Here is a 25082-nt window from a genome sequence, read left to right as displayed (position 1 = left end):
TACTACGGAACTCCAACTTAATGTTTACATGAAAGTTCATCATGAACCAACCACACCAAAGCAATTTTACCTCATATGAAATAGATGTTGTGAATTGAATAATGACCTTATAGAGGAGTAGATGTTATATGAAACAACGAAGGCTGACCTGGACGAAAGTTGTGTTTTGGGTTATCTCTTGCTTACTGCTTGTTGTTATCTCTGGATTTGTGTATGAGTGGATTGCATCCAAACATGATAAGTCGCAACATCCTCCTCTGGGGAGAATGGTCGACGCTGGAGGTTATCGTCTCCATATTCATAAAATGGGTGCCGGCTCTCCAACGATAGTGCTTGAATCAGGGAGCGGGGAAAGTAGCCTTTCTTGGAGAGATATTCCCGAGAAGCTATCATCCTTTGCCACCGTTGTATCCTATGATCGGGCAGGCTATGCATGGAGCGAAGAGGCAAATACTCCACGTACCGGGGAAAACATCGTTCGGGAGCTTCATACCGCTCTAAAAAATGCAGACATCCAAGCTCCATATATCCTTGTAGGCCATTCCCTCGGGGGGATGTACTCAAGACTCTATGCACAGACGTACAGAGACGAAGTCGCAGGATTGGTTCTGGTGGATGCTAGGCCTGAGAATGATGCCCGCCGGACAAATAAGATCTATGCCAAAGAACGGCCTAAGGTTAATCCCTCGCCGCTCATATCCATTCTCCTAGAAAGATCGGGGGCTTTTCGTCTGTTCCCCAACTTAATGCTAAACGGTCGGGTGGAGTATCGAGATAGAAAATCTTTCGTGAACATTGTTGCTTCCCCCAAGTACTTTCGCTCTGTTGCCGAGGAGGGTGATCTGGCGAGCACTACCGAAGATGCCATACGCGGCCAGCATTTGGGCAACCTCCCTGTACGCGTAATTGCCCGAGGCATTCAGCAAAATTTGACTCAGTTCGGTATAAGTAAGCGTGGAAATGATCAGATCGAACAAAGCTGGCAAATCGGGCAGCGCGAGATGCTCCACATCTCTAACAACAGCAAGCTTATTGTCGCCAAAAAGAGCGAACATATGATTATCCATGATCAACCTGAGCTCGTCATTCAAGTCATCCGTGATCTCATCTCCAATATTCATTATTCTCGGTCAACCATTGCTAAAACAAACACTGATCATTAGGGGCACTACTCTCTGCATGTTGCGGATTTCATAAAATAAAAAGGACGCCCGGGTCCCCTCCTATATAAAGGAACCCGGGCGTCTTTGTTGCCCACTACTATTCTGTTTGATTGATATTAGGACAAAATAGGCTTGTTTTTAGTTGAGGCTTCTGCAATTTTACCAAGTATCTGTCTCAGTACTTTAGCATTCTCCCCAACAAAACCGGAATCAAGCAGCACATCGTGCGTTCCAATGACCCCGTATTCTTTGTATTGGCCAAGTGTTGCCTGTTGCCATAACAATTTATCTAATGATGTATCCGGACCAACACTATCATCCTCTGCAATCATAGCATGGATATTCGCATGAACTTCACCTGCGTTAATAAGCTCATCGCGGTAGCTGGAGTAAACCAACATTTTGTCCATGACTCGCTCCCTGTCGGCTGGATCGGCCAGGAATGCTTTGTACTGCTCCCTAATGCTGTCCAGCACCGTCTCGACAATCTCTTCAAGCTCCTCAGGTGTCGATTCATCCTTGGACATCTTTCTCATAGCATCTACCATAATAATGTCCCCAACATGGTAACCTCGGCTTTCCATGGCTTTAGCTACCTCAAAGGCAAGATTTCCTCCAAGTGAGTATCCCAAGAATATATATGGACCCTCTGCTTGAATATCTACGATGGCATCGATGTATCGATCCAACATATCTTGACCCTGGAAACGGTCGCCGATAAATTCCATCCCGTACACCTCGCAAAGCCCATCCAGCTCCTTGGCCATCTCATAGTACCCCAGGGAGTGACCTACCCGAGGAGGGAAGCAAAATACTTTAAGCGTTCCTTTCCCTGGGAAGTGGATAATTTCCATTTCTTGTTCATCGGCAGCAGTTGTTGCCTGCAGCTTGAAAATTTCATGCGCCATTTCTTCCACAGTCGGCAGATTAAACACGACCTGGAGTGGGAGATGGACGCCCATACTGGATGAGATCCTTTGGATCAAGCCCAACACTTTCAGAGAATGGCCCCCAAGCTCGAAGAAATGATCTCTGATCCCGATTTCCTGTACGCCGAGCACCTCGGACCAAATCTGTGCGAGCTCTACTTCTGTCTGCGTACGCGGCGCGATATACTCGGCTGTGCTCCGCAGAAGGGTTTCTGGTGCCGGTAGCGCTTTGCGATCCAATTTGCCATTTGGATTCAGCGGCATTTGTGCGAGCTGTACGAAAGCAGACGGAATCATATAGCTTGGCAGCTCGCTGCCCAGTGCCTCGCGTAGAACGCCGGCTGCGAGCCCTTCCTCGGCCACAAAGTATGCGCAAAGCTGAGTACTTCCGCTGGAGTCAGCCAGTGCTAGAACAACCGCTTCCTGCACCGATGGTACCTTCAGAATTTGTGCTTCCACTTCTCCCAGCTCAATGCGATAACCGCGGATTTTTACCTGGTGATCAATCCGTCCCAAGTACTCAATATTCCCGTCAGGCAACCACCGAGCCAAATCGCCCGTTCGGTAAATCCGTTCACCCGACTTGTACGGATGAGGAATGAACTTCTCTGCTGTCAGTTCCGGCTGATTGAAGTACCCTCTCGCTACCCCTTCACCTGCAATGCAGAGTTCCCCCGGCACACCTACTGGTGATACCTGAGAAGCGCTATCCATCATCCATACTTGGACGTTAGCGTACGGTTTGCCGATAGGCACATGCGTTAGAGTCGCAGTCTCACGACTCGTTGTATATCGAGTCGCATATACAGCCGCCTCCGTAGGACCGTAGATGTTCTCCAGTACGGCATAAGGTGATACTTTATAGTACTCTTCCACAAGTTTGGCAGGCAGCGTCTCGCCGCAGGCAAACAGATATTTCAGAGTAAGGAATCCTTGGGTACTGCTTTCTTTCAAATATTGAACGAGCACACTGAGCATCGAAGGTACCAAATTAAGATGCGTGATTTGGTTCGCATCCACAGCCTCCAGCAGTGCGACCGGATCTTTGTCCACGCCCTGCGGCAGGATCACAAGCGTCCCCTGTCCAAAGAACCAGCAGAACAGCTCTGGCACGGAGAAGTCAAAGGTGAATGTCGTTTTGAGCAGGAATCGGTCACCTGCCAACATCGGATATTCAGCTTCCAACTGACTCAGTGTATGGACGGCGGAGCGATGCTCAATCATTACACCTTTCGGCTTGCCGGTTGAACCCGACGTGTAAATGATATACGCCAGATGTTCTGGTCCTGCAATTGGCTCCAGATTGGAGTCATCCGCATGATACGCCTGCGGATCATCCAGTGCCAGGATCGTGCCAGTGAATGGGAAACGATCCTTGAGATGGCTCTTCATCAGCAGAAGCTTCGCCCCCGAATCCTCCAGCATGTGGTGAATACGATCCTCAGGGAATTCCGGATCAATCGGAACATAAGCGCCGCCCGCTTTAAGAATGGCATGGATGCCTATGATCATCTCAAGCGAACGCTCGACCATGATGCCGACTGGCTGATCTGGTCTGACCCCTTGCGCGCGAAGCGTACGTGCGAGGCGGTTGGCCTGCTGATGGAGTTCTCCGTAGGTAAGCTCCGTTTCGCCGAAAATAAGTGCTGTATGATCCGGTGTGAGCGCAGCTTTTTCCTCAAATATGCCGTGAAGGGTCTTCTCACGCGGATAAGGAGCTGCTGTGTCTCCCCATACCTCTATAATTTGTGATTTCTCTTCTGGCATTATCAGCTCCAGCTCATCAATACGGATAGCAGGTTGTACAGATACGCTTGTCAGAATTTTCGTCAAGTGCCCTTGAATCCGTTCCACGCTCTCCCGGTCATAGACACGGGCATTATAACGATACAAGAACTCCAGACTACGTCCTGGCAGCACAATGAGGTTAAAATCATAATTTGTCTGTTCAAACATCTGAACATCCGTAATTTTGTATTCAGCCTCATCATTGGCAATTTTCTCTTCCAGATGCTCTTCTACCGGGTAATTCTCAAATACCATGATATGGGAAATCAAATCTTGCTTTTGTTCGCTCTGTGCCTGAATCTCATAGAGCGGATAGGAATCATAAGCATGCCCAGCCAAATATAATTCCTGCTGTCTCTTCATCACATGAGAGAACGTTTCGCTTCCTTCGGCCTGAACTCGAACTGGAACTGTATTAATGAAGAGACCGATCATGCTTTCGATGCCTGGAATCTCGGCAGGTCTCCCCGAAACCACACTTCCGAAGACGACATCCTGGCTTCTATTGTAGCGTTGCAATACGATTCCCCAAGCAGCTTGCATCAGCGTGTTCATCGTCACTTGATGCTGTTTGGCCACTTGTTCCAGGCGCTCGGTCAATTCCGCATCCAATGTGAATACCAGCTTCTCCGACACGTAGGCTTCTGCTTTTACCGATGGCTGTGTGACGGCCTGTGGCAACTTCGTTTGCTGCTCGTAGCCTTCCAGATACCCTCTCCAGTAGGAGGATGCCTCTTCCTCGCCTTGTTTCTCTAACCATTGAATGTACTGGCTGTACGATGCTGCTACAGGAAGTTCAGGTTCCCTTTGCTCACGCAGAGCTCCGTACGTTTCAAACACTTCCTGGAGCACAAGAGGCATACACCAGCCATCCAAAATGATGTGATGAGAGCTCCACAACAGATGGTAATGCTCTTTTGCAGTACGTAGAATAGCAACACGCAGCAAGGCTTCATTCGTCAGATCAAAACCTCTCGCTTTGTCCTGGTCCATATAAGCTGCAAGACGCGTTTCCATTTCGCCCGGTTCCAGCTCATGCAATTCCTCGTATACGAAATCGCATGCTCTTTCTTTGAACACAATCTGTATAGGGAAGTCGCCCCATCCAGCATGGAAATTCGTTCTCAGTATGGCATGCCGTTTCATCAGATGCTGTAAGCTGCGTTTGAAATCCTCAGGATAGAATACTCCCTGAATTTCAAATGTGGCCTGCTCAAAGTAGACCTCTGAATGAGGCTCCAGCAAGCTGTGGAACAGCATTCCCTTTTGCATCGGTGTCAGTTTATACACATTTTCAATGCTACCGATGTGCCGTGTCTGCTCTTCCAGCTCCTCGATTTCCTCCAAGCTGATATCGTTGAGGAGTACATCGCTTGGTGTAAGCTCGGTTCTATCCTTGCCTGCACAGTGTCCAATGACTTCACTGAGACGTTCCTTCAAGATACAGGCAAACTTTTCTACCGAATCCATATGGAACTGTTGATGGTTATAGCTGACCGAAAGCTGAAGCTGTCCTTCGGTAATCAGTCCATTAATATTCAAGGCCTGATGCTGCACCATCTCCTCACTGACCTCAGACCCTGCCGAGTAAGGGGACACCTCCATCGTTCCTTCTGCAAGATCCTGGTCAAACTGCCCCAGGTAGTTGAAGGTAATCTCCGGTTCTGCCGAGAAGGAGGAGCCAGTGGATACGTTACTCAAATATTTCAAAATACCATATCCTACACCTTTGTTCGGGATACGACGCAGGCCTTCCTTAATACGCTTGATCCTGGCGCCGATCTCCATTTCGCCTCCCATCTCAAGGGCGACAGGATACTGACTTGTAAACCAGCCTATTGTGCGAGTGATATCTAATTCCGGTACAACAGGCTCCCGTCCATGTCCTTCGAGCACGATGCCTACACGTTCGATCCCTGTCCACTCGTGAACAGCCATACCTAGGGCCGTCAAGAGCAGATCGTTAACTTCCGTATTGTAAGCGCGATTCGCCTCTTTCAGGAACTGCTCTGTCTCTTCTGGCGACCATGTTACCGTAACAGCCTCGGTGTCTTTTATGAGAAGAGCGCCGTCTACCTTGTCTTTTGGAAGAAGGGCAAATCCCTCTCCTTCTACCTCTGCCCAAAAACTACGTTCTTGTTCAGCCGCCGGGCTGTTGGCATATTGCGTAATCCCATCAACCCATGCCCGGTACGAATCCGTCTTTTGTGGGAGTTTGACCGCTTGTCCACGTGCTGCTTGTTCGTAGCCTTCCTGCAAGTCCTCAAAGAGAATACGCCAGGATACGCCATCCACAGCTAAATGATGAATAACGATCAACAAATGTTCGCCTTCCGCACAGCGGAACAAACCTAGTCTAAAGAGAGGCCCATCCTCCAGAGAGATGCTGCGCTGAATGGCTTCTGCACCAGCTTCTATTGCCAAAGCCGGGTCTTTTTCATCCTGCAAATCGTGGATTTGGAGGCTATACAGCTCACCTTCGCCCAAACTGCGGTTCCACGCTTCTACTCCGTGCTCTCCTTGGCGGAATACCAGTCGCAGCGCATCATGGTGTTCTGCAATTTTTTGAATAACCTTGGCGAGCGCATCGGTATTAAAGCCTTCGCGTCGGTACAGCATGACCGACTGATTAAAGTGATGTAGATCCTTTGACTGCTCTTCGAAAAATCTGCGCTGGGCAGGTCCCAGTTTTACCGTTCCGTGTACCTCGCCCTGATCTGCAATTCGGCTGACTGCGCTAACACGCTGAGCCAGTTCCGCAATTGTTGGATAGCTGAATAAATTCTTCATTTCCAGTTTGTAGCCTGCGTGGAGAAGTCTTGATGAAACCTGAATTGATTTGATCGAGTCGCCTCCAAGTTCGAAGAAATTATCATGTATGCCAACAAGCGGTACGCCGAGCACACCTTGCCAAATCGAAGCCAAAATATTCTCCACATCCGTCCGCGGAGCAGCAAAGGCGGCTCCTGCTTTCACACCCAAGTTTGGTTCAGGCAGTGCCTTACGATCCAGCTTGCCATTTGGTGTCAAAGGCATTACGTCCATTTGGACAAAGTAAGACGGAATCATATATGCAGGCAGTTCGGCAGACAGTTCATTTCTCAGCTCGCTGACAGACATTTCCCGATCAGCTACAAAGTAAGCACATAGAGACTTCTGTCCATTGGCGTCTGCCCACGCAACAACGAGAGCTTCCTCCACAAGTGGCATATCCAGCAACTTGGCCTCAATCTCACCAAGCTCAATACGATAGCCCCGTATTTTAACTTGATGGTCAATACGCCCAATGTACTCAATGTCTCCATTAGGAAGGCGACGAGCCAAATCTCCGGTCCGATACATATTTCCTTCCGCAGCGAACGGATCCCTAATGAATTTTTCTGCGGTAAGATCTGGACGATTCAGGTATCCACGGGCTACTCCGTCCCCGGCGATGTACATTTCGCCCTCCACACCTAACGGTACAAGACGAAGCTGTTCATCCAGGATATGAATGTATATGTTGTCGGACGGCAATCCAATCGGTACGGATTCCCGTGTATCCTTCGCAGGATCGTACAGGTGAATCATGCAGCCAACGACGGTTTCGGTTGGGCCATATTCATTGTAAATTTTGATGTTGCCGCCAAAGAGATCGGTAATCGTTTTGGACAAATGTGTGGTCAGATTCTCTCCACCCACAATAAGCTGCTGAATACGACTTTCCGCTGGAATGGCCATGTCTTTTATGAGACTGAGATGCGTCGGCGTCAGCTTGAGAATATCGACCGCATTTTCGCGCAAAATATGCTGAACGACCTCTGCCTTATCTATACCATCATAAATCCGTACTATTCCTCCGTTTATTAACGGAGTAAACATTGATGTCATCGTCAAGTCAAACGAAATGGATGAGTACAGCGGGAAGTCCGTTGGTTGCCCTGCACAATAGACCTTATTGGCCCACCAGATGTAGTTCACGATCCCTTTATGGTTAATCATGGTTCCCTTCGGATTCCCTGTTGTACCTGAGGTATAGATTAAATACACTAGGTCGTTTCCTCTTACAGGAATATTAGGATTATCCACTCCGGTTCCGTAGATGTGCGGAGAATCCAATTCCATAACCATTCCCTCAAAGGAGGCCAGCTTCGTCAGGTGGCTCTGTGTGAGCAGAATCTCAGCGCCGGAGTCCTTCAGAATATACTGAATCCGCTCCTGCGGATATTCAGGATCAATCGGTACATAGGCTCCGCCTGCTTTGAGTACACCCATGATGGCAACCAGCAGTTCCACTGACCGATCCGCCAACAGACCCACTACTTGTTCACTCCGCAGTCCCTGGTCTATCAAGGTCGAAGCCAGTTTGTTCGCCCGCTCGTTCAACTCCCGATACGTGATCTGGATATCGCCGCTTACTGCTGCGATCTTATCTGGCGTACGGACAACCTGTTCCTCAAACAAGGTATGCAGACCCTGATCACTTGGATAGGCATGAGCCTTGCCACCCCAGTCAAGCAGCTTCGTCCGTTCCTCCGGTGTTACAATCTCCAGCTCCTGTATCGTCGCTTGCGGACGAGTAGCTACCTGATCGAGCATTTGCAACAAATGTCCTCCGATTCGCGCAATGCTTTCTTGCTCGTAGACCGAAGCGTTGTAGCGAATGCAGACCTTAATGTCCTCGCCTGGAATGACAACGAGGTTAAAGTCATAGTTGGTTTGCTCAAACATGGCGAAGTTGGCGACTTCGAGATTGTCCTCTGTGTGATTACCCGACTGTTCTACCTGTTCGTCGAGCGGATAATTTTCAAAGATCATAATATGAGAAATCAGGTCTTGCTTTTGGCTTGTTTTCCCCTGAATCTCATACAGCGGATAGGTGTCGTAGGCACGACCAGCCAACGAATGTGCCTGTGTACGTTTCATCACCTCGACAAAGGCCTCGCCTTTGGATGACTGTACACGGATAGGTACTGTATTAATAAACAGACCCACCATATTCTCGATCCCTGCAATCTCAGTAGGTCTACCTGATACAACGCCACCGAAAACAACATCCGAGCTGGCATTGTAATGTTGGAGAATCAGGCCCCAGGCTGTCTGCATGAGTGTGTTGACGGTCACATGATTGCGCTTCGCGACAACATCCATTTTATGGGTCAAGGACGCGCCCAAATGGAGAACATGCTCATTCAGAACGTAACCCTCTACTTTAGCTTGAGATTTCGTTTTAGCTTCCGGCAATACAGTATTACCGTCATAGTCTTCGAGATATTGGCTCCAATATGTTGAAGACTCTTGATCGTCCTGTGCATCAAGCCATTCTATATAACGGCTGTAGGGCTGAGCCGGTGGTAGTACAGGCTGTATTTGCTGACGCAGGGCAGAATAATAATCGAACAGCTCCTGTGTAATAATCGGGATGCACCAGCCATCCATGACAATATGATGGAAGCTCCACAATACAAGGCAGCTTTGTTCCTTTTGCATGACAGTCACTCGCATCAGCGGATCTTCTGACAAGCTGAATCCCTTAGCCATATCTTCAGTAGTGTAAGCCTGAATTTGGGCTTCTTGCTCCTGCAACGTACCGGCACGCAAATCTAAGTAGTTCAGAGGGATTGGCCGTTGCTTAAAGACAACTTGTAGCGGTACATCAGCGATATTGTTGTAAAAGCCGGTACGCAATATGGCATGTCGTTGCGCCAAAGCCTGGAAGCTCTCGAAGAAGATATCTACATCGAAGCTGCCACGTAGCTCAAACGTTGCCTGCTCAAAGTATGAAGAGGAGTCCGGCTCCAGCAAGCTGTGGAAGAGCATGCCCTTCTGCATTGCCGTTAGCTTGTACACATCCTCAATCTCTCCAATATGGGCCGTTTGGGCTGTGAGTCGATCAAGCTGCTCCAGGGTCAGTCCTTGAAACAGAACATCACTCGGCGTAAGCTGCGAACGCTCCTGAGTCACACAATGCTGGATGACCTCGCTAAGACTTGACTGTAATAATTCAGCAAAATGACTTACCGTCTCCTTACGGTACTGCCTATTGCTGTACGTAATCGTCAGTGATAGCTGGCCTTCGGCAATCATGCCATTCACATCCAGAGCATATTGCTGTGGTGTGTGATCACTGAGCGCCTTACCGACTGAATGTGTAGACAAGCTAAGAGCATTGCCTTCCAAATCCTGATCAAACTGTCCAAGGTAGTTGAAGGAAACCTCCGGTTCTACGCTGAATCGAGTACCTTTTTCCGGTGCCATATACTTCAGCAAACCGTAGCCGATGCCTTTGTGCGGAACCTCTCGCAAATTCTCCTTGATGCGCTTGATTTGGGCAGATACTTCCTGCCCACCTTGCACGTTCAGCAGAACAGGGTATTGGGTGGTGAACCAGTCCACGGTACGGGTAATATCCAGATCTGGTACGATCATTTCCCGGCCATGCCCTTCAAGGTTAACCAAAATCTGTTCCATGCCTGTCCAGCGCTGAATAGCTGCTCCCAGCGCAGTCAAGAGCAAATCATTCGTCTCCGTATGATAAGCCCGGTTTGCTTGTCGCAACAGCAGGTCTGTTTCTTCAGCAGACCACGTTACCGTAACCGACTCGGTATCCCGAATGGTGCCCGGTTCCTGATCCTCATCCTTTGGCAGTGGAGCCAGCATCGTCTCCTCAATCTGCTGCCAGTATGAACGTTCCTCGTCCAGGGCAGGGCCTGCTGCATATTTCGCCGCTTGCTCGGACCATACAAGATACGAATCGGTCTTTTGCGGAAGAACAATCGCTTGTCCATTCAACGCCTGCTCGTATCCTGTTGCAATGTCTTCAAACAGGATGCGCCAGGATACGCCGTCAACCAAGAGGTGATGAATGACAATCAACAAATGATCGCCATCATTACAATGGAACAAGCCTAGCTTGAACAGAGGGCCGTCTTCCAAGTGGAAGCTTGCCTGGATGGCATCGGCCTGGGCTTGAACAGCAGCTGCCTGGTCTTCTACCTGTCTCATATCGACGATGTCCAATGTGTAGCGTTCGCCTTCGTCAATTCCCCGATTCCAAGCTGCATATCCAGCTTCTGTAGACCGGAAAACCATACGTAGCGCGTCATGATGAATCGCAACTTGGTCCATTGTCAACCGGAGTGCAGCCTCATCAAAGCCGTCTTTCCGATGGAGCATGACAGCATGATTGTAATGATGTGGCTCCGCTGTGTGACGTTCAAAGAACCAGCGCTGAATTGGCATTAACTCCGCTGCACCTTTGATTTCACCCTGCTCTGCTGTGCGTCCGGCTACTTGAAGATACGGGCTTAGCTCAGCAATTGTCGGATATTTGAAGAGATCCTTCATCTCTAATTTATATCCTAATTGGAACAATCTAGAGGACACCTGAATCGCCTTGATGGAGTCACCACCCAGATCGAAGAAGTGATCATGGATGCCGACCTGCTGTGCTCCTAACACACCTTGCCATACAGAAGCCAAAGCTTCCTCAGCTGCGTTCCTCGGCGCTTCATAAACCGCTCCAGTCTGCACATTGGTCTCAGGAGCTGGAAGTGCTTTGCGATCCAGCTTACCATTTGGTGTCAACGGCATCTGTTCCAATTGCATGAAGTAAGACGGAATCATATAAGCCGGCAGCTCAGCAGCCAAGGCTTTTCTCAATTCGCCTACTGTCAGCATCTGATCGGCAGTGAAATAGCCCACCAGTACTTTTTGTCCACTTCCATCCTCCCGGGCAAGCACAACGGCCTCCCTCACAGACGGAGCATGGAGCAACTTCGCCTCCACTTCTCCTAGTTCGATACGGTAACCACGGATTTTAACCTGATGGTCAATCCGTCCCAAATACTCCATGCTGCCATCCGGCAACCAGCGTGCCAAGTCACCTGAGCGGTACATGCGCTCGCCCGCTTCAAACGGATGAGCTACAAACTTCTCTGCCGTCAATTCCGGTCGGTTCAGGTAGCCACGCGCCAGGCCTTCGCCCGCCACATAGAGTTCACCCGGAATGCCAATCGGTTGTGGACGGCGTTGTTCATCCAGAATGTACGCACGTAGTGTCGGAATCGGAATACCGATATTGCTGCGGCCCTGTTCAATTTCCAGTTCCGTAATTTCCTTATACGTTACATGCACGGTCGTTTCCGTGATGCCATACATGTTGATGAGCTGCACTTGCGGATATTTCGCTCTCCAGTCCTTGAGCAAGGCCGGGCTTAATGCCTCCCCGCCGAAGATAATCATGCGAAGACTCAATTCTGCCGCGCGATGACTAAGTTCTTCTTGTAGTAACTGATAGAAGTATGTTGGCGTCTGGTTCAACACGGTAACCTTCTGGTCCTTAAGCAACTGCAAGAAACGCTCTGGGCTCTTCGCAGTAAGCGATGGAACGATGACCAGACGACCTCCGTTCAGCAATGCCCCGTACATCTCCCATACGGAGAAGTCGAAACAGAATGAATGGAACAGCGTCCATGTATCCTGAGGACCGAAATCAAACATATTTTTATCATTAAAGAGCAAGCGGACTACATTTTTGTGCTCGATCAGCGTTCCCTTTGGCTTGCCTGTCGTACCCGATGTGTAGATAACGTAGGCAAGATGATTCGGTCCAGCCGTAGGCTCCAGATTTGAGACATCTTCCTTGTAGGAAGCCGCCTCGTCCAGATTAACAATGTCCCCGGTGAAGGAGATACGTGTCTCCAGATGCACTTGTGTCAGCAGCAGCTTGGCTCCCGAATCCTCAAGCATAAAGCGAATGCGGTCCTCTGGATATTCAGGGTCGACAGGGACATAAGCCCCGCCCGCCTTCAAGATGGCCAAAATCCCAACGACCATTTCAAGGGAACGATCCGCCATGATTCCAACCAAACCGTCTGGTTGCAGACCACGCTCGCGGAGCGTTCTGGCAAGTCCATTGGCCCGCTCATTCAGCTCGCTATAGGACAAGGTTGCCTCTTCACATACGACCGCTACTGCATCCGGATTACGGACAGCCTGTTCCTCGAACAGTGCATGAATCGTTTGGTCACGAGGATAATCTGCTTTGGCTTCGTCCGCATCTTTCATCAGCATCGACTTTTCCTGCGGTGTCACGATATCAAGGGATGACAACGACAATCCCGGATTGGCGATAGCTTCCTGAATAAGCTGTACAAAGTGGCCTGCCATCCGCTCAGCGGTCTCCCGCTTGTAGATTGCAGTCGCGTATTCCAACGTGCAGTTCAATGCCCCATCCGCTTCACTCACTGTCAGCGTGAGGTCGAACTTGGCAGCAGGATGGCCCTGATCGTAAGGAGTGAAACGCAATCCCTCTATTTCTTGTTCTCCCTGCTCGATATTTTGCAGAACAAACATAGTATCAAATAGTGGGTTACGACTCAGGTCACGCTGAAGCTCCAGCTTCTCTACCAGCTCCTCGAACGGATAATCCTGGTTTTCATAGGCCCGCAGTGCTGTTTCCTTCACTTCCTTCAAGTAAGCCTCGAAAGACTTTTCGCCCTCTGGATAAGTACGCAGTGCCACTGTGCCTACGAACATACCGATAAGGCCCTCGAGTGTGGCATGGGATCTTCCCGCCACTGGTGAACCGACAATGACATCTTCCTGCCCCGTGTACTTGTGCAAGAGCGTCGTATAGGCTGCCAGCAGCACCATGAACAGCGTAGAACCTGTTCGGGTAGCCAGCTCCTGGAGTGAAGCGCTCAGAGAAGCATCAATCTGGAAGTCAATCCGATCTCCCGCAAAGCTTCGTACCGCAGGACGAACTTCATCTACTGGCAAATCCAGCACTGGCAAGCTTCCGCGGAATGCATCCAGCCAGTAAGCTTCCTGGGCTTTTAGACGCTCGCTTCCGAGCTGCTCTTGCTGCCATACCGCATAGTCTGTGTACTGGATCTGCAACGCAGGCAATACGTCCTCTTCTTGGTAGAAGTGAAGGAACTCTTCTATGAGAATATTCATAGAAACCCCATCCGAGACAATATGATGCATATCGAACAACAGTAAATGGCGCTCGTGTGCAATTCGAATGAGACCTACCCGCAGCAATGGTGCTTCGCCAAGGTCAAAAGGATGAACAAACTGCTGAAGGGCAGCTTCTGCCTCTGTCTCGCTCAACTCCGCATATTCCACCGTAAACGGAACATCCGGTAGGATCTGCTGTACAGGTTCACCGTTAACAGTCACAAAACGGGTGCGCAGTGAACCATGACGATGAATCAGACGACGGAATGCCTGCTCCAGTCGTTCCCGATTCAGGGCTCCCTCAACCGTAAGAATACCTGGCATATTGTAGCTCAGCTCTCCGCCTTCCAGCTGGCTAAGGATAAACAGCCGTTTTTGGGCTGAGGACAATGGGTAGTGCTCTCGCGCTCCCGCTGTAGGAATTTCTTCAAAATTCAGCGGTGTATAGCCCTCAATGGCACGAGCCAAGCCTTCAATGGTAGGCGACTCGAACACTTCTCTTAGGCTAATCTCGCGGTTCATCTCCTTACGAATTCGTGAGACTAGCAGAGCTGCACGCAGTGAATGGCCTCCAAAATGGAAGAAATCATCCTTTACTCCCGCGCTCTCTACACCCAGCACCTCTTGCCAGATTTCGGCTAATTGAATTTCTACAGGTGTCTGTGGAGCCTCAGATGAAGCAACTGCCCATCCTTGCTCTCCCTGCAGCGCTTTTCGATCTATTTTTCCGTTCGACGTCAGAGGCATGTCCTCCAGTTGTACGAAGCGGGAAGGGATCATATATCCAGGTAACATCTCCGACAGAACTGCCCGGAGCTCCGATACCTCAAGCTTCTGAGCAGCTACAAAGTAAGCGACTAGATCTTTGTAGCCATCCTCACTTTCCACAGCCAAGGCCACGACTTCCTGAACGAACGGCACTCTGAGCATGTGTGCTTCGACCTCGCCCAGCTCGATCCGATAGCCACGAATTTTGACTTGGTGATCTATTCGGCCTAAGTACTCGATAGTTCCATCTGGTAACCAACGAACCAAATCACCCGTCCGATACATACGCTCTCCTGGAGTAAACGGATTGTCCACGAACTTCTCATCCATTAACGCAGGCTGGTTATGATAGCCCCGGGCTAACCCGATACCTGAAATGCATAGCTCTCCAGCTACGCCGACAGGCAGCACTCTGAAATGGTCATCCAAGATATACACACGATGGTTAGCAATGGGTTGTCCAATGGACACCCGTTCCATCGTTTCTTCACTGTCCGGGACCGTCCACATTGTGGTGCATACAGAATCCTCTGTTGGGCCATAGCCATTGAAGTACTGTACGTGCTTCCTCCATTTTTCGATCAACTCGACCGATGTGGCCGATCCGGCGGTTAGCAGGCATCGCAGTGCTGGCAGGCGCTCCGGCTCAAGGTGAATAATGTAAGCTGGTGGCAGAGTCGCTATCGTAATTGCCTTGCTGTTCATGAACTGCTCGAACAGGGCATGATCTAAAATATCTTGCGTAGAAGGAATGCATAGAGTAGCCCCGTGGCTCAGTGCCGTTATAATCTCGGAAACCGATGCATCGAACGACAGACTTGCAAACTGAACGATCCGATCCTGCGGTGTAACTTCGAAGAGTCCCCGATATACGTCCGACAGATTTCGTAGTCCGCGGTGTTCCACTAATACGCCCTTAGGCTGACCCGTCGTGCCCGAAGTATAGATCACGTAAGCCAGGTCATCAGAGTTGGCCGTATCCTTCAAATTCGATTCATCGGCATCATAGGTCGACGGTTCTTCCAGCAACAGGACATTTCCCATCCAGTCTATATGCTCCAAAAGATGCGCTTGGGCAAGGATCATCTTCGTCCCCGAATCTTCGAGCATGTAGTTGATTCGCTCTTTCGGATACTCTGGATCCATTGGAACGTAGGCGCCCCCGGCTTTCATAATGCCGTACATCCCAACGATCATATCCGTTGACCGTTCAACAAGCAGCCCCACCAGGTCTCCCGTCTTGATTCCCTCAGCACGCAGTCTTCTCGCCAATCCATTGGCTTTTGCGTTCAGCTCGGCATAGGTCAGCATCTCGTTCTCAAACAGAATGGCAGTCGCGTCCGGCGTTCGAGCCGCCTGTTCCTCCAACAGCCCGTGAAACGTGGTACGGTGTTTGGAGCTGGCTTCCGTTTCTCCCCATACGTTCAGAATCTGCTCTCTCTCCTGCGGCGTAACCAATTCCAGAGCGTCCACGGAAATCGCTGGATTCTCCACAATTTGTTCCATGAGGTGAAACAAGTGACCCTTGATTTGTTCAATCGTGGATGGATCATAGACAAGCGCATTGTATTGGAACAACAATCTCATCTCTTTGCCCGGTAGAACAATTAAGTTAAAATCGTAATTCGTTTGTTCAAGAAGCTCCGCTTCCTCAATCTCAAAGGCAGCCTCGCCATCTCCTAGACGCTCTACTTCCTCTTCCACAGGATAATTCTCAAATACCATAATATGTGAGATTAGATCCTGCTTTTGGTCCGTCTGAGCCTGAATTTCAAACAACGGGTAGGTGTCATACATATGAGAAGCCATATATTGCTCCTGCTGTTGCTTCATCAGGACTGTGAAGGGGAGATGTTCTTCCGTCTTCACACGAACTGGAATTGTATTAATGAACAAACCGATCATCCGGTCAATTCCCGGAATTTCAGCCGGTCTGCCTGACACTACACTTCCGTATACAACATCCCGACTACCGTTATAGCGTTGAAGCGCAACGCCCCAGATGGACTGCAGCAATATATTCATCGTGACATGAGCATCTCTGGCCACCTTTTCCAGACGTTCAGTCAATTCCCTGCTGACAGGATAGTTCAGCTTTTCTGCTACATAGCCTTCTCCTTTGACTGCTCCACCGACTTGAGGTAAAAGCGTCTGTTGCTCATAACCGGCCAGATATCGGCTCCAATAGTCGGCCGCAGCTGCTTCATCCTGCTGTTCCAGCCATTCAATATATCGGCTATACGGCTGGACCTCTGCCAGCTGAGGCTCTCTTCCTTCCAGGAGGGCAAAATAGTGTTCAAACACCTCCTGTGTAATTAATGGAACACACCATCCATCCATGACGATGTGGTGGAAGCTCCACAAGAGACGGAAGCTCTCTTCATCTGTTTGCAAAATCGATACACGGAGAAGCTCATCTTCAGCCAGGTTGAAGCCCTGTGCTTTGTCCTCAGCGGCAAATGTCTTTAGATAAGCTTCACGCTGTGGTGCATTCATCTCACGCAGGTCTTCATACACCAGTTTGGCACCTCTGTGCCGAAATACGACTTGTAAAGGCTCACTGCCCCAACCACTGTAGAAGTTCGTGCGCAGAATGGCATGACGCTCCACCACTGCATCCAGACTGTGTCCGAAAGCGGTCGGATCAAAACTACCCTTAAAGTCAAAGGCGGCCTGCTCAAAATAAGCACCTGTATGCGGCTCGAACATATCATGAAACAGCATGCCCTTCTGCATCGGCGTCAGGCTGTATACATTCTCAATATCGCCTATGTGGCTGGTCTGCTTCGAAAGCTCCTCCAGATCAGCAATGCTCAGCCCCTTGGCAAGCACATCGCTTGGTGTCAATACAGTTTTTTCCTGGGTTACACAATGCTGAAGAAGCTGCCGTAGGCTTTCTTCAATATATCCAGCGAGCTGTTTCATTGTAGATGACTTATACTGTTTTCCGTTATAACTCATCGTCAGAGTCAAGGCTCCGTCTGTCACCATGCCATTAATATCTAGCGTATAGGCTGGCTCTCCCAACAGGCTTTGCGGGCTTCCGGTCGGATAAGGAGAAACCTGCAACGAGCTTCCTTGCAAATCCTGATCAAACTGCCCCAGATAGTTAAAAGAAATCTCAGGCTGCAAGCTGAAACTGTCTGCGTCCTCCTGACTCGCCATCGTTTTGAGCAACCCATATCCGATACCTTTATTCGGAATACGGCGCAGCTCTTCTTTCACTGATTTGATTAAGGCTGACAACTCAAGATCATTTCCCAAGTCTAAAATGACTGGGTATTGGCTTGTAAACCAGCCAACAGTACGGGTAATATCGATATTCGGTATAATCGGCTCACGACCGTGCCCCTCAAGATTCACAGCGATCTTTCCAATACCAGACCATTTGGATACCGCCATGCCTAGAGCAGTCAATAGCAGATCGTTCGTCTCCGTTTGGTAAGCACGATGGGCTTTTCTCAGCAGTTGATCGGTTTCTTCTACCGTCCATTGTGCTGTCACCACTTCGCTATCCTGCAATAAAAGGCTTTCCACAGCCTCATCCTTCGGCAACTGCTCGAGTGGCTGATCCCCAAGCTTGCTCCAATACGCCCGATGCACCTCGATTTCTGGTCCTTCCGAATAACGAGCAATAGCGTCTCCCCAATCACGGAAGGAATCCGTTTTCTGCGGAAAGGTCAGTGCTTGTCCTTGGATCACCTGTTCATAGCCTGCTGCGAAGTCCTCGAACAAAATCCGCCAGGATACTCCGTCCACCACTAAATGATGGATCACGATCAGGAGGTGGTCTCCATCCTGACAATGGAAAAGCCCTAACTTCATCAGTGGACCTTCTGCCAGATTGATGCTGCGCTGGATGTCATCCGACAGCGTTGTAATGGCTGCAACCGGATTAGATTCGCTCCGTAAATCAGCAGTGATCAGGCTATACAGCTCTCCTTCTCCAAGATCACGGTTCCAAGCCTCGTAGCCCTGCTCGGTCTGACGAAAAGCCATGCGAAGGGCATCATGATGCTCTGCCAATTTTCTCAGCACTTGATGCAAGGCCGTTTCCTCAAATCCCTGTTCACGGTACAGCATGACCGCTTGATTGAAGTGATGGGGCTCTGTCTGCTTCCGCCCAAAGAACCACTGCTGGACTGGAGTCAAGCGAGCCGCTCCACGCACAACTCCCTGCTCAGCCATATGCACGGCTGTTTGTATTTCTGCACCTAGCTCGGCAATGGTTGGGGATTTGAACAGTTGCTTCATCTCTAACCGATAACCAGCTTGCAGTAACCGTGACGACACCTGAATGGCCTTGATAGAGTCTCCACCCAATTCAAAGAAATTGTCATGGATCCCCACCTGTTCGGCACCCAGCACTCCTTGCCAGACAGATGCCAAAGCTTCCTCAGCCGGTGTACGAGGAGCTGTATACTTCCGTCCTGTATGCGCACCTACTTGCGGAGCTGGCAGAGATCTGCGGTCCACTTTTCCGTTCGACGTTAATGGCATTCGATCCATCTGGATAAAGTAGGATGGCATCATGTAGCCCGGAAGTACCTGCGATAGGGCAAGGCGTACTTCGCCTGCCGTGAGCGTACGATCTGCCACATAATAAGCGCAAAGCTGCTTCTCTCCAAGCTCATCCGCACGAACGACGACCACGGCTTCAACTACTGACTCCACCTTGGCTAATTGAGCCTCGATTTCGGGGAGTTCGATACGGTAACCGCGTATTTTGACCTGCTCATCAATTCTTCCCTTAAATTCCAGGTTCCCATCTGGAAGCCAGCGAACCAAATCACCAGTTCGATAGCAGCGTTCCCCTTCCTTAACAGGACTAGGGACAAATTTTTCTGCTGTGAGGTCAGGACGATTGAGGTATCCGCGCGCTACACCTTCACCACCGACAATCAGCTCGCCCCAAGCACCAATGGGCTGTAATTGAAGCGATCCATTGACCACATAAGCGGTCGAGTTACTAATCGGGCGCCCAATCGGCACGCCCCCTTCAGCACGACCCGGAATCTTGTAGGTGGTGGAGAAGGTCGTATTCTCTGTCGGACCATAGCCATTGATAGGGACAAGACCAGGATTAGCCTCGATGACACGGTTTATATGAGATATGGACAGTACGTCACCGCCCACCAGCAATGCTTTCAATCCTCTGAACAGGTACTCATCCTGCAGTGAAAGCTGATTGAAAAGCGGTGAAGTAAGCCACATGGTCGTAATTCCGTATTTGGCAATAGCTGCTTTGAGCCGATCGGCAATCAGGATATCGTCGTTCTCTACGAAATAAAGCTGTCCGCCGTTAAGCAACGCTCCCCATATCTCAAAGGTCGAGGCATCGAAGGCCACGGCTCCTGTCTGCAAAATTCGCGTGGATTCGTTCAGCTCCACATAATTTGTTTCTTTGACCAGACGGACCACGTTCCGATGTTCAACCATAACGCCCTTCGGTCTACCTGTCGTACCCGAGGTATAGATAACATAAGCGAGTCCCTGTGGTCCCTGAACTGTCTCCTCAGCTTGGACAGGATCAGATGCATAAGCCTCTTCACTGCTGAGGTCAACAATCGGTATACCGTAGTCTACATTTATAAGCTCGCCCTTTTGTACCAGTAGTAGCTTGGCATCGGAATCTTCGAGCATATAACGAACCCGATCTTCCGGGTAATCAGGATCGATTGGCACATAGGCTCCACCAGCCTGAAGCACGGCGAGCATACCAACCACCATCTCGATACTCCGTCCGCCCATAATAGCCACCGGTTGCTCCCTTAGCGTCCCCAAACGACGCAGTGTTTGGGCCAGTCGGCTCGCCTTGTCTTCCAATTCAAGATACGTTAACCGGACATCGCCGAATACCAACGCCGTCTGCTCTGGTGTACGCTTGACTTGTTCCGCGAACAATTCATGAATGGTCTTATCCCTTGGATAAGGAGTAGCTGTCGCATTGAATACTTCAATGATCTGTACTTTCTCCTCCGGTGTGATCATTTCAATTTCGGCCAATTGCAACTGAGGATTGGCCGCGACTGCATGCAGAACCCGAAGCAAGTGCGTGGCCAGTCGCTCTACAGTTTCCCGCCGATACAAAGCTGTACTATATTCGAGGCCAAAGGCTAGTTCTGCGCCTTTCTCCTCTACATTAAGGGACAGGTCAAATTTGGCTGTGACGGTGTCCATCGGGTAAGGAGTAAAGTGCACGCCATCCATGTCTTGCTCTTCCTGCTCCGTATTTTGCAATACCAACAGGGTGTCAAAGAGCGGATTGCGGCTGACATCACGTCCTACGCCCAGTTTTTCGACCAATTTCTCAAAAGGGTAATCCTGATGCTCGAACGCCTTGAGCGCTGTTTCCTTGACTTCCAGAAGATAATTCTGAAAGGTTTTTTCTCCTGCCGGGTAGCTGCGCAAAGCCAGTGTATTGACAAACATACCAATGATGCCCTCAAGCTCCGCTTGTGGTCTGCCGGCTACTGGAGAACCTACGACGATGTCCTTCTGCCCTGTATATTTGTGCAGCAGCACCGAATAAGCGGCCAGCAATACCATATACAGTGTAGTACCTGTACGGGATGCAAGCTCTTGTATCGCCTTATTGCCAGACTCGTCCAATGTAAAATCAATACGGCTACCCTCGAAGCTCCGAACCGAAGGGCGCTGGAAGTCCGTAGGCAAATCCAATACCGGCAACTCTCCTTCAAAGGTTTGCAGCCAATACGCTTCAAGGTCTTGCCATTCTCTTTCCGACTGTTCCCGTTGCCATACCGCATAATCCTTATATTGAATATGCAGTTCTGGTAGTTGTTCTCCTTGATATAATTGCGTGAGTTCCTCCACTAGTATTTGAATGGAAACCCCATCTGAAATGATGTGGTGCATATCAAACAGCAACAGATGACGCTCCTCCTGCAGCTTCACTAAGCTAACACGAAGCAATGGAGCCTGGCTCAGATCAAAGGCACGGGTAAAGCTGTGAATGAGCGTATCCGTCTCCTCCGCTGAAGCCTCTGTGTAGCCCAACGTGAACGGAACATCCTTATGCACATGCTGAACAAGCTCTCCATCCTGCATATAAAAGCCGGTTCTCAGCGATTCATGGCGCTGGATCAGTGCCTTGAACGCAGACTCCAGCCGCACGCGATCCAACGGTCCGTCCACGGTGAAGGCACCTGGCATATTGTAGCTGAGCTCTCCCCCATCCATCTGTCTCAGCACGTATAACCGCTTTTGCGCTGAGGACACTGGGTATGCTTCGCTTTCTTCAGCCTGTGGAATGGACTCGTACACGGTTGGAATGCGTTCCTTCACCAGTCGCGCCAGGGATTCAACCGTAGGCGATTGAAATACTTCACGCAGCGAAATGCTGCATCCCAGCTCTTTGCGAATCCGCGTAACGAGCAATGTTGCCCGCAAAGAGTGACCACCGATCTCAAAGAAATTATCGTGGACGCCAACGCGGGCAGCTCCCAGGATATCCTGCCAAATAAGCACCAGCTGTGCTTCCACTGCAGTTCTTGGAGCCAGATAATCCTCGCCGGATTGTACGCTACCCTCAGGAGCCGGCAACGCGCGGCGATCCAGCTTGCCATTAGGTGTAAGCGGCATTTGCTCCAACCGAACAAAATAAGAGGGAATCATGTAAGCTGGTAATTCCGTTGCCAGCTGAGACCGCAATTCCCCTGGCGAAAGATCGCTGGAGGCTACATAGTAGGCGCACAGCAATTTTTGTCCCTGTTCGTCGTCCCGGGCGAGGACAATCGTTTCCCGTACGCCCGGAGCTTTGAGAATTTGGGCTTCGACCTCGCCCAGCTCAATTCGGTAGCCGCGAATTTTGACCTGATGATCGATCCGGCCCAAATATTCAATATTGCCGTCAGGCAACCAGCGAGCCAGGTCCCCAGTTCGGTACAGGCGTTCTCCCGCTCGATACGGATGTTCTACAAATTTCTCAGCCGTCAAATCTGGCCGGTTCAAATACCCACGGGCAAGACCATCCCCCGCAATGTATAGCTCTCCCGGAACCCCGACAGGCTGCAAGCGTCTGTGCTCATCAAAAATATAAGCGCTAAGCGTTGGAATGGTTCTACCAATATTGCTTTTGCCTGCTTCTATCTCATGTTCTGTGACTTCCTTGTAAGTGACATGAACCGTCGTTTCCGTAATTCCGTACATATTAATCAGCTGCACATCAGGATACTTTGCCCGCCAGTTTTTCAGAAGAGATGGGCTCAAGGCCTCTCCGCCAAAAATAATTTTTCTAAGGCTGAGCTCTGCGGATGATTGCGTTAATTCTTCCTGTATCACCTGATAAAAGTATGTTGGCGTCTGGTTTAAAATAGTGACTTGATTGTCCTTCAACAGCTCTAAGAAAGCTGCCGGACTCTTGGCTGTAAGGGATGGGACAATTACCAGTTTTCCTCCGTAAAGAAGCGCTCCATACATCTCCCAAACAGAGAAATCGAAGCAGAACGAATGGAATAGCGTCCATGTATCATGGGAACTGAAATCAAATAAATTGTTATCGTTAAAGAGCAGGCGAACTACATTTTTGTGCTCGATCAGCGTTCCCTTCGGCTTGCCAGTTGTACCCGATGTGTAAATAACATAAGCCAAATGGCTCGGTCCCGAAATGCTCTCCAGATTAGAAGCATCTCCTGTATACGTTGCCGCTTCGTCCAAACTCACAAGCTTTCCGTCAAAAGTGGTACTCTCCCATAGATGGCTTTGGGTGAGCAATAGACGGACTCCTGAATCCTCTAGCATGTAACGAATGCGTTCTTCAGGATATTCAGGATCAATTGGCACATAGGCCCCTCCTGCCTTCAAAACCGCCAACATGCCGACGACCATATCTAGGGAACGATCCGCCATAATCCCCACGAGTACATCTGCACCAACGCCTTCGGTGCGCAAATATCTCGCAAGCTGGTTAGCCTGCTCATTTAGAGCTAGGTATGTAATGCTCTGCTCGCCCATCTGAACAGCTACGTGGTCCGGCGTGCGCTCAGCTTGTTCCTCGAATAAGCCATGAATGGTCTTATCACGCGGGTAATCCACTACATCGCCTTCCGAAAGAGCCAGAATGGATTGCTCTTCTGCTTCTCCCAATAGATTTACTTCTGCAATGGAAAGCTGCGGTGTATGAATGATCTGCTCGGCGATCGTAAGCAGCTGGGACACCATGTCCGTTACTTCACTGCGTTCGAACAGCTCTGTCCGATAATCGATATCCAGTACAAGCTCGCCTTCATCCAAGATTTCCACGATATGAAGCACGAAATCATTCACTTCATCGCCGCAAAAATCATAATCCGTCAAAATGCGCACGTCATCCAAGTCAACCCAGTTGATAAGGCGGTATTCCATGGAAACACCAAAAAGCCGCTGAATATCCTTGTTGCCGTGCATTTCTCTAAGATCCTGAATTAACTGATTGTATGGATATTTCTGATGCCGCAAGACTGACATTTGGTCCCTGGCTACTTCCTGCAGGAAGCTTAACACCTCTACATCCTTGTCAACGTATGTTCTGGCGGCAGCCGTGCTGACAAACATACCGATCTTTTGCTTCTCTTTCTTGTTCCCCCGGTTAGCGAACGAGGTACCGATCACCACATCTGGCTGATTCGTCACTTTGTGTATGTAGATATACATCGCACCCATGAAGAATTGGAACAGAGAAATCCTGTTTTGTTGGCAAAATGCCTGTAGCTCGTTATATAGCGTCTCCGGCACAGTAAAATGTTCTCGAACAGCTTGGGTACTTAGCGATAACGAATTATATGACTTCCAGCCTGTGAGTTCAGGCAAATCGGAGAATTTATCCAGCCAGTATGCCTTATCCTTTTGGTACCTGTCAGAAAGCTCATATGCGTTCTCATCTGCAATATATTCAATATAAGAGCAATCATCGCTCAGCTTAGGTTCATTTCCTTGAATTAAATCCATATAAAAGGCTGTCAGTTGATTGCCATAAACCACCATAGAGATCCCGTCAGAAATAATATGATGCATTTTGATATTAATCCAATATTCTTCCTCGCTAATCTTTACAATCAAAAACTGGAAGAGTTCAGAGTCCAGCAATGGCAAAGGTTTGCTTTTGTGCTGCTCAAGTAAGGCTTCCACCTCGGAAATACTATCGATATGAGTAAGATCCAAGCACTCCAACTGTCTTTCTTCATAAGGAACGACATACTGCTGGGGCACTCCATCCACTGAAGTAATACGAATGCGGAACGCATCATACTGTTTGATAATCAAATTGATGGACTGCATGAAGGCAGCGATATTGATGTGACCCTTCATCTTGGCTGTACCGGATAGCTGTGACACGGATGTATCTGGATAGAGTAATTCGGTATACCATATACGCTTTTGCGCATTCGTTAAATCAAATAACTGCATGTTATTCATCTCATTTCACTCCTATTTCCGTGATGTGAATATCCTCCCGCTGCACTTGGCAGTCAGGAGGACAAAAAGACAG

At 49.5% G+C, this 25082-nt stretch carries 2 protein-coding genes; one reads left to right on the top strand and one right to left on the bottom strand.

What is annotated here, in order from left to right:
• Positions 1-128: 128 nt before the first annotated feature.
• The gene (locus ACH59B_RS00420; protein ID WP_016818884.1) at positions 129-1163 is read left to right on the top strand and encodes an alpha/beta hydrolase; all 1035 of its coding nucleotides are present in this window, start codon (positions 129-131) and stop codon (positions 1161-1163) included.
• A 116-nt stretch (positions 1164-1279) separates the two neighbouring features.
• Here ACH59B_RS00420 and ACH59B_RS00415 read toward each other — a convergent pair whose 3' ends face one another.
• Positions 1280-25009, bottom strand: a complete 23730-nt coding sequence (locus tag ACH59B_RS00415; RefSeq protein WP_404303076.1) for a non-ribosomal peptide synthase/polyketide synthase — start codon at positions 25007-25009, stop codon at positions 1280-1282.
• Between the last annotated feature and the right edge of the window lie 73 nt (positions 25010-25082).

The sequence above is a fragment of the Paenibacillus sp. DP01 genome (assembly GCF_044784315.1).
In the GTDB taxonomy this organism is placed as follows: Bacteria; Bacillota; Bacilli; order Paenibacillales; family Paenibacillaceae; genus Paenibacillus; species Paenibacillus polymyxa.
The sequence above is the reverse complement of the archived record's forward strand: the minus strand, read 5'-3'. Positions and strand labels throughout refer to the sequence as shown.

What these genes read in the sequence shown, in the direction of transcription:
- ACH59B_RS00415 (WP_404303076.1), bottom strand. Translation starts at nt 25,009, where the DNA reads ATGAATAACATGCAGTTATTTGATTTAACGAATGCGCAAAAGCGTATA.
- ACH59B_RS00420 (WP_016818884.1), top strand. Translation starts at nt 129, where the DNA reads ATGAAACAACGAAGGCTGACCTGGACGAAAGTTGTGTTTTGGGTTATC.